This is a genomic window from Geitlerinema sp. PCC 7407, from assembly GCF_000317045.1.
GTDB lineage: Bacteria > Cyanobacteriota > Cyanobacteriia > PCC-7407 > PCC-7407 > PCC-7407.
Window position 1 is genome coordinate 1,131,840 of record NC_019703.1, and the last position, 11,853, is coordinate 1,143,692.

Below are 11,853 nucleotides of genomic sequence, written 5' to 3' on the forward strand. Positions count from 1 at the left end.
AGATAATTTTGAAAAAACTTTCTGAGAATCTCTCCTGTCACGGATGTTGTGAATATTCGCGCAAGCTGACGAGAAGTGACGAGAAGTAAGGTAAAAAACCTTGTCTTGATAAAGACTACGGGCGATCGCCTTTTTAAGGCACCAAAAAGCGATTTTTAGGCAATGAGTTCTTGCGGCTCAGAACCGCATTGCTAAAAGGCTTTGCGCTAGAATCACAGCTACGAGCCTTGCACCCTCATCACATCTTCAAATCATGGCTGAGTTTCGTCTCGAAGCCCCCTACCAGCCCACGGGCGACCAGCCCCAGGCGATCGCGCAACTCACAAAAAATCTTCAGTCCGGCAAACGCTTCCAAACCCTGCTCGGAGCGACCGGCACCGGCAAAACCTACACCTGCGCCAAAGTCATCGAGACCATTGGCAAGCCCACCCTGGTTTTGGCCCACAACAAAACCCTCGCAGCCCAGCTCTGCAACGAACTGCGAGAGTTTTTCCCCCACAACGCCGTCGAGTACTTCATCAGCTACTACGACTACTACCAGCCCGAGGCCTACATCCCCGTCACCGACACCTACATCGAGAAAACGGCCTCTATTAACGAAGAAATCGACATGCTCCGGCACTCGGCGACGCGATCGCTCTTTGAGCGCCGGGACGTCATCGTCGTTGCTTCCATCAGCTGCATCTATGGCCTCGGCATCCCCGCCGAATATCTCAAGGCCGCCATTCCCCTGCGGGTCGGAGCCGAGGTCAACCAGCGGCAAATCCTGCGGGACCTCACGTCTGTCCAGTACACCCGCAATGACCTTGACATCGGGCGCGGTCGCTTCCGGGTAAAAGGCGATGTCCTAGAAATTGGCCCCGCCTACGAAGATCGGATTATTCGCGTCGAGTTCTTCGGTGATGAAATTGACGCCATCCGCTACATCGATCCGGTGACCGGCGCGACGCTCCAGAGCCTCCAGTCCGTGAGCATTTATCCCGCTCGCCACTTTGTCACCCCCGAGGATCGCCTAGCGATCGCCTGCGACGACATCGAGGCGGAGCTCAATCAGCGCCTTGATTTCCTAGAAAAAGAAAACAAGCTCCTGGAAGCCCAGCGCCTGGAGCAGCGCACTCGCTACGACCTCGAAATGCTGCGAGAAGTGGGCTACTGCAACGGCGTCGAGAACTACTCCCGTCACCTGGCTGGCCGACAGGCGGGCGAGCCGCCGGAGTGCCTGATCGACTACTTTCCCCAGGACTGGCTGCTGGTGATCGATGAGTCCCACGTCACCGTGCCCCAGATTCGGGCGATGTACAACGGAGACCAGGCCCGCAAGCGGGTGCTGGTGGACCACGGTTTCCGGCTGCCCAGCGCCGCCGACAATCGCCCCCTCAAAGCAGAGGAATTTTGGACCAAGGTGAGCCAGTGCATCTTTGTGTCGGCGACGCCCGGAGACTGGGAGGTTGAGCAGTCTGAGCAGGCGGTGGTGGAGCAGATCATTCGACCGACGGGGGTGGTCGATCCAGAGATTTTTGTGCGGCCGACCGAGGGACAGGTAGACGATCTGCTGAGCGAAATCCAGGAGCGAGTCTCGCGCAAGGAGCGGGTGCTGATCACGACCCTCACCAAGCGGATGGCAGAAGACCTGACCGAGTACCTGCAAGAGCGCGCTGTGCAGGTCCGCTACTTGCACTCAGAAATCAATTCCATTGAGCGAATTGAAATTTTGCAGGATCTGCGGGAGGGGCACTTTGATGTGCTGATCGGGGTGAACCTGCTGCGGGAGGGGTTGGACCTGCCGGAGGTGTCTTTGGTGGCGATCCTGGATGCAGACAAGGAGGGTTTCTTGCGGGCGGAGCGATCGCTGATCCAGACCATCGGTCGGGCGGCTCGTCACGTGCGCGGTCAGGCGATCCTCTATGCCGACAACCTGACCGACAGCATGGCAAAGGCCATCAGTGAAACCGAGCGCCGCCGCAGGATTCAGACTGCGCACAATCTCAAGCATGGCATTACGCCTCAGCCGATCGTGCGCCGCTCGAAGAACGCGATTTTGTCGTTCTTGGAGGTCTCGCGCCGCCTGAATGCCCAAGAGCTGGAGTTGGCCTATGAGCAGGTGGACGATCTGCCCCTAGAAGACATCCCAGCGCTGATTACGCAGCTAGAGGCGCAGATGAAAGAAGCGGCCAAAAATCTGGAGTTCGAAGAGGCAGCGAAATTCCGCGATCGCATCAAGCAGCTCCGTGAGAAACTGCTTGGTCGGCGCAGCTAAAGCCTCAGTAAGCTCTTTTTCGCGAACAAGCAGCGCTCCAAATATTTGGAGCGCTGCTTGCGGTTTGGTGATGAGAGATTCGCTGAGACTGGAGGTCTCATTGTCCTGACAGCGCTGTTGCGGGTAAGGCTGTTTTTGGTGCGATCGCTGTCGATCGCGCCTTGCTAGACGCTGCCGGTTCTTGAATTGCAGAAGCGATTGCTTTCTCGTGTATTTCTGATGGCTCGAAACAAGCCAATATCTACTCGCAATATCGATCGATCTTTGCAGATCTTTTGGTAGAGCAACCCAGTCAAAACCCATCCCGCAGGATGCGTTGAACTCAAAGGCGCGATCGCGTTTAACTGAGGGTTTTTCCTCGATTGAGCTCTCGAAGCAACCTGAATCTAGCTACCTACAAAGTATTAGCGAATCCAGATTTGAGAGCTGTTTTTAGCCAAGATCCAAAGCTCCGCAACGCTGCGGCAAACGGCCCGAATCCTGGAATAAAAATTGAGCGATCGCGTATCGACTAATGCAAGCTTTGGGGAGTCAGAAACGAGAAGAGGCGTGGAGCTAGCGGCCGCGGCGTGGAGCCTTGAGGGGCTGTCGGGGCTGTTTTAGCTCCCACTTGAGCTGACGAATTTTGGATTGCCAGGTCTGATGCTCTTGCTGCTTGATGTACTCCGCAAAAGTCATAAATTCTCCGATTCGAATTGGTTTATAGGATAGCAGAGAGTTACTGAAACGTTGAGCGTCCGTTTAACAGGAAAAATACCTGCTTAACGCGCCCTTGTCACTCTCCAAAAACTCACTTTTCTAAGCAGTCGTGTCCAAGAAGTCGTGAGTTGAGTTCGTAATGGGGGTGTACTCTCGAGGGAGAGATACAGCACGATCCTTAGAGTGCAACAGTGCTTCCTCTAGGGCTCCCGCAAAGGTGCAAGACTTGATTCGCCTGAGAAGAATCTTGCAAGCTGGGGGCTTACGCATAAAGGAGCTTTTCGATGGAACTGATCGTCATGAGCTTGAACTTGCGCTATGACAAACCAGATCCTGGCACGGCTGCGTGGAGTGTTCGGCGAGAGGCCGTAACGGCTCTTGTCTCTTATTATGCCCCAGATTTGATGGGTTCTCAGGAAGGTCAAGCCCATCAACTTTTGGACTTGCACCGTCATTTGAAAGATTACCAAAGTTTGGGCGGCGATCGCTTGGGTAATGGCCGAGGGGAAGCCTGTGCTATTTTTTATCGGCCCCAGCGTCTGACCTGCCGAGAGTGGGGAGAGTTTTGGCTGAGCGAAACCCCCGAAGCCCCAGGCAGCATAACGCCGAGCTGGGGCAATCTGCTGCCGCGAATGGTGACGTGGGCCTGCTTTTCGTCTACGTATTTGGCAGCGCCGCTGCTGGTGTTTAATACCCATTTTGACTATGGCAGCGCGACAGCCCGCGATCGCAGCGCCCAGCTGCTGCGGGCCCGGATTGCTCAGATGGTGGTGTCTCGGGCGGAGCGCTGGGGAATGGGGCCGCTGGTGCTGGTGCTGGGCGACTTCAACGCTGGGCCTGGCGATCGGGCTCGCCGCACGCTGCAAGGGGCGATCGCGCCGGACCTGCACCTGGTGGACACCGTGGCAACGCTGCCGCCTGAGGACCAGCTAACGTTTCATGATTTTTCTGGGGTTGCCTTTGATGCGGTGGACACGATCTACTGCGATCGCCGTCTGCGGCTCCAGTGGGTTACGGTCGATCGCCAGTCTTGGCAGGGAATCTGGCCTTCAGATCACCATCCCGTTGTGGCCTCTGTGCGTGCCGAGGGACCGGTTTAAAATCGATGTCCCAAACTGGCTGGCAGGACTGGAAGAAAGCTCTAAGCCAACTTCGATATAAGGTCCCTAGTCAACCTGGCGCGAAGAGGATCACCAAGTGTTGCCAATTGTGTTTGAAACGTTACTGAAAGCATCAATTTGCAACACTTGTTTTTCTTTAGTTTAGGTTTTCCTAAAACCTTATTAGAAGGGCTTTCCCGGCGATCGCCTCGACATCAACCTACCCAAAATTGTCCTTAAATGCTCGGTGTAAGCGCTGACCATTCTCAACCTTTAGATAAAAAGAAATAAAAGCATTTTCAGTGTTTACACTCAGACCTCAAACTGACAGAACCCATAGGATAAGGGGCATGAGCTGAAACTCTTGTGGCATCTAGCTTGCAGCGCCAAAAGGTGACACTTCAAACGCAAACTAGACTGTTCATCCTAGTAACTGAAAGGACTTGAATCATGGCTGTCGAAAAAGTGAACTCTTCCTCCAGCTTGGCCGAAGTTGTTGACCGGATCCTGGACAAAGGAATCGTTATAGATGCATGGGTGCGCGTTTCTTTGGTGGGTATTGAACTGTTGGCAGTGGAAGCCCGAATCGTGATTGCTTCTGTGGAAACCTATCTAAAGTATGCAGAAGCCGTGGGTCTGACCTCTCAGGCAGCCGTGCCCGCAGCTTAGCTTCGATGGGTCTGAGGGAGGCTTTTGAGCCTCCCCTTTGACGCCTTCTGGCGTCTTTTGTGTTTTGTGTGTTCAGTTGGGTAAGGGGGTCTTGTGGGATGGTTGCACTGAAGCAGCAGTGGCAGGTCCAGCGGCAGCAGCGTCATCAAGATGCTGCCCAGCGTCGCCAGCAGGTGCGGCAGACGTTGGCATCAATCCAGCAAGAACGGCAGGCGCGAACGCTCCGGCTGCGCCGAGATCTCGACGCTTTTCAGGCGCAGCTGCACCAAGATAGTCGAGACCGCCACCAGCGGCAGCAGCAGTTTCGGCAGCAGCTACACCAGGAGACCCAGGCGTTTTTGGCGAGCGCGGGCCAGCAGCGTCGGGCGATGGCCCAGGAAATGGCCCAAACCCTCGAAGCCTACGTGGCGTCTTTGCAGGCGAGCACGGCTCAGTTTTTGGCGCTGACGGCGGCGGAGCGATCGCTGATGGCCCAGCAAATTCATCGAGACCTGCGCCAGTTTCACGCGGACCTGACCGGGGCGATCGCCGCCCTGCGCCACACCCTTCAAGGCGAAGTCCAGGCCCTGCGCGCGGCGGTTCAGGCTGATTTGGCGACTCACCAGCAGCAGCGCTGCCTGATGAAAGCCCAGATGACCCGAGATCTGGCTTTATTTCTCAAGACGCTGCGATCGGACGTGCAGAGCTATCTGTGGGAGCTGGAGCTGGTGCGCAAGGATCAGGCCTATCAGCTGCGCCAGCGTCTGGATCGCTCTCGCAGCGATCGCGCCCAAACCCTGACCCGCCTGACCCAGGACTGGGCAACCCTGCGCCGCGACTTGCAGCAGTACCGGCAAACCCTGCGATCGCAGGTGTGGGGTGACGACTCCGGCACTTCTGATGCCCTGGAGGCCGTCGTTCCCTCGGTGGCTATCCCCGTGATTCCTCCGGCGGGGTCGGCGATCGCCCTTCAGCGTCCCGTGGCGATCGAGCCCCCCAGCATCGAAAAGCAGGTCTACGCCTACCTGCACAACGTTCGCGGCGCCAAACTCTCCGAAATCGAGCTGGCCCTGGGAATTAACCGCGTCCAAACTGTGGACGCCCTCAAAGCCCTGATCCAAAAAGGTTTAATTAGTCAGCGCGATCGCGTTTACCACACCCAAGAGGAAGCTGTTCTGTGACCACGATCTTGCAAGCACGCTCCCGCAACTTTGTCAGCACCCCCGCTGTCGAGCGTGTCACGCGTCGAGCCCTCCGCTACCTGCAATCGGGTTTCTCGGTCCACTTGCGTGGCGCTGCCGGCACCGGCAAAACCACCCTGGCCATGCACCTCGCCGATCTCCTTACCCGGCCCATCATGCTGGTGTTTGGGGACGATGAATTCAAAACCTCTGACCTCATTGGTAACCAGCTCGGCTACACCCGCAAAAAAGTCGTCGATAACTTCATTCACAGCGTGGTGAAAGTCGAAGATGAGCTGCGCCAAAACTGGGTTGACTCTCGGCTGACCATGGCCTGCCGGGAAGGATTCACCTTGGTGTATGACGAGTTCAACCGATCGCGCCCCGAAGTCAACAACGTCTTGCTGGCGGCCCTAGAAGAAAAGCTGCTGGTGCTGCCCCCCAGCTCAAACCGCACTGAATACATTCGGGTTAGCCCTCATTTTCGGGCGATCTTCACCTCCAACCCAGAGGAATACTGCGGGGTCCACAGCACCCAAGACGCTCTCCTCGATCGCCTCGTCACCATCAACTTGCCAGAGCCCGATGAGCTCACCCAGCAAGAAATCCTGGTCCAAAAAGCCAGCGTCGATCGCGCCAGCGCCCTCTTGATCGTGCGCTTGGTGCGGGCCTTTCGCCAGCGCACCACCAACACCGACAAGTCCTCGGGCCTGCGGTCCTGCCTGATGGTGGCCAAGGTCTGCCAAGACCACAACATCGTGGCGCGGCCCCACGACCCCGATTTCCGGGACGTGTGCAGCGACGTGCTGCTGTCACGCAGCTCTCTGCCGCTCAAGGAAGCGACGCAGTTCCTGTGGGAGCTGCTGAACGATCCGGCCTACCAAGATTTGGAGTCGGGGCTGGAGTCGGCTCTGGGCGTCAGTCCTGCCGAGCCTGCCCCCGCGATCGCGCCCCTTCCCGAGGAGAGCACCAGCGAGGCACCCCCCGAAACCCTGGCCGAAACCCAGCCGGAAGCAGAGCCTGACACGCTAGAAGCGCCTGAAGCTTTAGCAGAAGAGGCGGCTCCCGCCCACCTCGAAGAAACCCTGCCTCCCCTGGCCGAAGCGGCGATCGCCCTGGCCCACGATCTGGAGGCCCTGGCGGCGGACCTGACCCCCCCAGTCCCTGAAGAATCACTGGCATCCCCAGAGCAGGCGATCTACGCTTATTTGCAGGAGTCCCAGGGTGCCCGCTTGTCCGAGCTTGAAGGTGCCCTTGGCTTCAGCCGCATTCAGACGGTCAATGCCCTCAAGTCCCTGACCGAAAAGGGCGCCGTGCTGGTGCAGCGAGACGGTTCTGTGGTGCCGGTCTCCTAACAGGCGATCGCCCGAACGTGCTGCATTGAGGATAGAAACGTTGTGACCTACAGCCCCCCTGCCCCCAAAGGTCGAGGCGCGATCGCCACGGCCACCTCGGGGTCAACCCTGGCCGACATCCTAGAGCGGGTCCTGGACAAAGGCATTGTGATTGCCGGCGATATCTCCGTGTCCGTTGGCTCCACCGAGCTGCTGAATATTCGCATTCGCTTGCTGATTTCGTCCGTGGACAAGGCCCGCGAAATCGGCGTCAACTGGTGGGAAAGCGACCCCTACCTCAGCAGCAAAGCCAACGCCCTGAGCGCCTCTAATCAAGAACTCCAGGCCCGCATCGAAAGCCTCGAAAGCGAGCTGCGACAGCTGCGCCAAGCCGCTGGGCTTGCCCTTCAGGCGGCCCCGACGACCACCGAATATAGCCCGACCCAACAACCTCGCGAATAGTGGCTCTAGCCTCCACGGCGCTTGCGGCTTTGGAAAAGGCGCTGACCTGCCTCGCCGAAGAATTTTTGTCGTGGCCGCGAGCGTTTCTCGTTGGCAAACTGTGTATCCTTGGCCGAAGACTCTATCCTACCGACCGGAAACCAACCGAAGTCCAGCCCTGATGCTGGGCTAGCGCCGCTGCTGCTGACGGTGCTGGAATTGGTGCGTCAACTCATGGAGGCTCAGGTGATCCGCCGCATGGAAACGGGGGCCTTGAGCGATGCAGAACTGGACCGAGCGGCGGACAGTCTGCGCAAGCTAGAAGAGCAGATCGTCCACTTGTGCGAGGTCTTCGAGATTGATCCGGCGGACCTCAACATTGACCTGGGCGAGATTGGCACGCTGCTGCCCAAGGGCGACAGCTACTACCCCGGGGAAACCTCCAGCAACCCGACGATCTTGGAACTGCTGGACCGCCTGCTGCATACGGGAGTGGTGCTAGAGGGCAGTGTGGATTTGGGGCTGGCTGAAATTAACCTGATTCACGCCAAGCTGCTGCTGGTGCTGACTTCGCGTCCTCTGCACGCCGCTCCCCCCCTGCCAGACGCGAAGCCGCCAGCAGAGCCCTAGCGAGGCCGCTTGAGGGCGAGGGTGAGGCCGTCGGCGATCGGCACGAGGCTGAGACTGACGCGCTCATCGGGGTGCAGGTGCTGGTTGAGCTGGCGAATCGCTTCGGTGGCGGCGTCGGTGACGCTGGGGTCAGCGACCTGGCCGCCCCAGAGGACGTTGTCGATGGCGATCAGGCCGCCGGGCCGCACCAGGGCGAGCGATCGCTCGTAGTACGCGAGGTAGTTGCCCTTGTCGGCATCAATGAAGGCAAAGTCAAAACTCTCGGCTTGCCCTTCGGCCAGCAGCTGATCGAGGGTTTCGAGGGCCGGGGCGATGCGCAGATCGATTTTGTGGGCGACTCCGGCGGCTTCCCAGTAGCGGCGAGCGATCGCCGTGTAGTCCTCGCTCACGTCACAGGCGACGATGCGCCCCTCCTCCGGCAGCGCAAGGGCGGTTGCGAGGGCGCTGTAGCCGGTGAAAACCCCAATCTCTAGCGTTTTGCGGGCACCCAAGAGCTGGATCAGCAGCGCCATGAACTGCCCCTGCTCCGGGGCGATCTGCATTTGGTGCATGGGGTGCTGAGCCGTTTCGGCGCGCAGCTGGCGCAGAATATCGGGTTCTCTCACCGAAACCGCCAGCAAGTACTGGTAGAGCGCATCGCTCAGGCCGAGGCTTTGATTAGACATAAAGAATCTAGAAAAGGATTAACGGGTTTCTGGTGCGGACGGGCGAGAAAGCTGACAGAAGCGCAGTGCTTGGGTCGATGCTAGCTTGGGAAGAGTGCTCGAAGTGACAAGCTTCGGGAGAAAATAGCAGGTGTCGTGATGCAGTGGAGGGGGCAATGGTGAAACGAATCATGGGCGCGATCGCGGCTTTGATGCTGATTGGCATTCTGACTGCCTGTGGTGGGCCAAAGGCCCTGCTGCCGAGCCAGCGAACCGTGCGCCAGGCGATCGCCCTCCAGGTCAGCCAAACCCAGCAAACCCTGGCCCAGCAAATTCAATCCTACGGCCGAGCCAAGGGCATTGCCCCGGCACTGCCCAAAATCAAGATTCGGCACGTTGAGATTCGTGAGCAGGAGCCCCTGCAAATCGAGGGGCAGCCGGCGGCCCACGTCCGGGGCACCTACGACCTCACCCTCAAGTTTCCCCATCAGGTGGTGACCCAGACCGAAAACGCCCTTGACCTCTATCTCCAGGCCGACAGCGAGGGCAAAGTCTGGCGACTGGCCGTGCCCCAGCCGCCAGGGGATGGGCCGCTAACCTGGCAAACCTACGGACTTTCGTCCTAGTCGCGATCGCGCCCCTAGCGATCGCCGTAGTAGATCCCTCGGCCATTGGTGCCAATAAACACCAGCCCAAACTGCTGCTGACTGGCCTCCATCACGTTGGGCTCATTGCCGATGGGCCGCTCGGGGTTGCCCAGGGGCTGCCAAGTTTGGCCTTGGTCCAGCGATTGGTAAATGCCCATTCTGGGCTGACCTGCGACCGTGCCATAGAGATACAGGGCGGCGGGGCGACCCGGTTGAGGCGCTTTGCCAAGGGCGAACAGATAGGCCTGCTCCACGGCGCTAATCTGCTGGAAGGTGGCGCCGCCGTCGAGGGAGCGGTGCAGCCCTTTTTGGTTGAGGCTGAGCCAAAGTTCTTTTTCCTGACCTGGCTCGGCCTTGAGGCTGTGCCACCACTCCTTGGGCAGGCGATCGTTGAGCGTGAGGAAGCTGCGGCCGCCGTCGTTACTGCGGTAGAGGGTGCCGTCTGCGTAGTAATAAAAAACACCCCCTTCTTTTGCGTCTGCTGCCAGGGACTGGGACCAGTTCCAAGGACCATTGCCCCCCTCGGGCAGGCCCGACACGGTTTGCCAAGTTTGGCCGCCGTCCTGGGTGACCACTGGCTGCGCGTCGCTGAGGGTCACGACGAAGTTGCTGGGGTCGGTGGCCGAGACGGCCACCCGCAGCGGCATGGCCTCCGACGGCAGCGATCGCGTTTGCCAGGTTTGGCCGCCGTCCGCCGAGAGGGCGACGCCGTAGCGGTTCTCCCAGCGATTGCCGCCCACGCGGACCAGGCTCAGGGGCTGGCGGGCGCTGTAGGCGATGCTGTAGGTGTCTTGCCAGGCGGTTTTGTCCTTTTCGAGGCCGAGCTGGCTGCTGGGGTAGCGCTGCAAATCGGCATGGCGGAAGCCGTCCACGTCGGCGACGCCGCTGAGCAGCAGCGGACCCTCGGGGGGAGCGGCCAGGGCAAAGGTGACGATTTCTTCGTGGCCCTGAACGTAGTTGGTCCAGAGGCTGGGCTCGGCGCGGATGTCATCGGTGCGCCACACGCCGTACCAGTCTGTGAGCCAGACGCGGTTGGGGACCCAGGGGTCAAAGCGCAGGGAGGCGATCGCGGGCTGCGATCGCATAAAGTTCGTCCACCAGGGCACCGTGCTGCGGGTCTCGACGGTGCGCTCCTGCCAGGTTTGGCCGCCGTCTGGAGAGTAGAAAATTGCCGTGCGCGGGGTCTCGCCCAGGCTGACCACCAGTTCCCCCGGATTGTGGGGGCTCAGGCTGATGCCATTAAAGACTGCCTCTTTTTTGGCCTTGGGAGGCGTGATGGCCTGCCAGCGATCGCGGTATCGCGCCACGCCCCAGTCTTCCTCGCTCGTGACGTAGAGCGTGCCCCGGCCATCGACCACCATTTGCCGCACGCGCCTAGGGCCGCTGCTCAGGCGCTGCCAGGTTTGGCCGCCGTTGACGGACTCATACACGCCATCTTCAAAGGCGTTCACGAAGAGACGACCGGTCTGGGCGGGGTCAAAGGCGATCGCCGAAATGCCCACTTCGTCGTCTGGCTCCCCCGGAAAGTTTTCCACCGCTTGCCAGGTTTGGCCGCCGTTACTAGAGCGCCAGAGACCGTTGCTGCGCGACCCAAACCACACTTCATTGGAGTTGTGCGGATTCACCACTAGCCTTTCGCCCACCCAGCGGCGAGGCTCATTGCCGCCGATGGGCAGCTCGAGCGGTAGCTGGGTCCAGGTTTGGCCCCGGTCCGTGGACTTGAACAGGGATCCGGACTTGTCCCAGAGATATTTCCCCGCCGCGATGTAGACAATGTCGGGATTGTTGGGATCGAGGGCCAGGGCTTCACCGCCGTAGAAGTTCCTCTGATCGAGGGTGAAATGGTCAGTGATTGGGACCCAGCGATCGCCCGCTTCCCAGCGATAAAAGCCCCCCACATCGGTGCGGATATAGGCCAAATCGGGGACCTGGGGATGGAAATAAATGCCCGTCACATAGCCGCCGCCCCCAATGGCGACATTGGCGTCGCCGAGCCGGACCCCCGATGTCCCTGGCGCAGATTCCCCCAGGATTTGCTCGGGCACTTGCCCCAGTAAATTGGGCAACTGGCCCTGGCGCAGGGGCTGGAGGGCGATCGCCGCCACGAGCGCCGCCGCAAACAGCAGCGCAAAGCGCCACCGTCTCTGTCCTCTGCGATCGCCTTCGTCCACCATGAGGGCACCTACCGATCCTGAAACCTGATGACCCATTCCGTTCACCATTGTGCGGTGTGAAACCCCGGCGGCCAACGATCGAAAGAGTGCGCTGAAAA

Annotated in this window: 11 protein-coding genes; 8 read left to right on the forward strand and 3 right to left on the reverse strand. The window is 59.5% G+C overall.

What is annotated here, in order from left to right:
• Positions 1-253: 253 nt before the first annotated feature.
• Positions 254-2,257, forward strand: coding sequence for an excinuclease ABC subunit UvrB (gene uvrB, locus GEI7407_RS04845; RefSeq protein ID WP_015171014.1), 2,004 nt, complete (start codon positions 254-256; stop codon positions 2,255-2,257).
• Positions 2,258-2,812: 555 nt separating this feature from the next.
• Here uvrB and GEI7407_RS21775 read toward each other — a convergent pair.
• Complete coding sequence (locus tag GEI7407_RS21775) at positions 2,813-2,935, reverse strand: hypothetical protein (protein ID WP_015171016.1); 123 nt, start codon at positions 2,933-2,935, stop codon at positions 2,813-2,815.
• Between the two features lie 305 nt (positions 2,936-3,240).
• On the opposite strand from GEI7407_RS21775, the gene GEI7407_RS04850 reads away from it, so the two are divergent.
• The 6 genes from GEI7407_RS04850 (at position 3,241) to GEI7407_RS04875 (ending at position 8,290) form a co-directional block, all read left to right on the forward strand.
• Positions 3,241-4,056, forward strand: a complete 816-nt coding sequence (locus GEI7407_RS04850) for an endonuclease/exonuclease/phosphatase family protein (RefSeq protein ID WP_015171017.1) — start codon at positions 3,241-3,243, stop codon at positions 4,054-4,056.
• A 450-nt stretch (positions 4,057-4,506) separates the two neighbouring features.
• Positions 4,507-4,725, forward strand: a complete 219-nt coding sequence (gene gvpA, locus GEI7407_RS04855) for a gas vesicle structural protein GvpA (protein WP_015171018.1) — start codon at positions 4,507-4,509, stop codon at positions 4,723-4,725.
• Positions 4,726-4,823: 98 nt separating this feature from the next.
• Positions 4,824-5,885, forward strand: coding sequence for a gas vesicle protein GvpC (gene gvpC / locus GEI7407_RS04860; RefSeq protein ID WP_015171019.1), 1,062 nt, complete (start codon positions 4,824-4,826; stop codon positions 5,883-5,885).
• Positions 5,882-7,240 (forward strand): gas vesicle protein GvpN, encoded by a 1,359-nt coding sequence (gene gvpN / locus GEI7407_RS04865; RefSeq protein WP_015171020.1) that lies wholly within the window; start codon positions 5,882-5,884, stop codon positions 7,238-7,240. The genes gvpC and gvpN overlap by 4 nt, the downstream gene beginning before the upstream one ends.
• Positions 7,241-7,282: 42 nt before the next feature.
• Positions 7,283-7,681: a gas vesicle protein gene (locus GEI7407_RS04870; protein ID WP_015171021.1), complete on the forward strand. Its 399-nt coding sequence runs from the start codon at positions 7,283-7,285 to the stop codon at positions 7,679-7,681.
• Positions 7,682-7,789: 108 nt separating this feature from the next.
• Positions 7,790-8,290, forward strand: coding sequence for a gas vesicle protein K (locus GEI7407_RS04875; RefSeq protein WP_223294484.1), 501 nt, complete (start codon positions 7,790-7,792; stop codon positions 8,288-8,290).
• Here GEI7407_RS04875 and GEI7407_RS04880 read toward each other — a convergent pair.
• Positions 8,287-8,955, reverse strand: a complete 669-nt coding sequence (locus tag GEI7407_RS04880) for a class I SAM-dependent methyltransferase (RefSeq protein WP_015171023.1) — start codon at positions 8,953-8,955, stop codon at positions 8,287-8,289. The two genes, GEI7407_RS04875 and GEI7407_RS04880, sit on opposite strands and share 4 nt — an antisense overlap.
• Before the next feature lie 155 nt (positions 8,956-9,110).
• Here GEI7407_RS04880 and GEI7407_RS04885 point away from each other — a divergent pair, with 155 nt between their 5' ends.
• A complete protein-coding gene (locus GEI7407_RS04885) occupies positions 9,111-9,560 on the forward strand; it encodes a hypothetical protein (protein ID WP_015171024.1) in 450 nt (149 codons plus the stop codon).
• A 14-nt stretch (positions 9,561-9,574) separates the two neighbouring features.
• On the opposite strand, the gene GEI7407_RS04890 is transcribed toward GEI7407_RS04885, so the two are convergent.
• Positions 9,575-11,791 carry a hypothetical protein gene (locus GEI7407_RS04890; protein ID WP_150109724.1) on the reverse strand — a complete coding sequence of 739 codons (2,217 nt, stop codon included), beginning with the start codon at positions 11,789-11,791 and terminating at the stop codon, positions 9,575-9,577.
• Positions 11,792-11,853 lie beyond the last annotated feature (62 nt).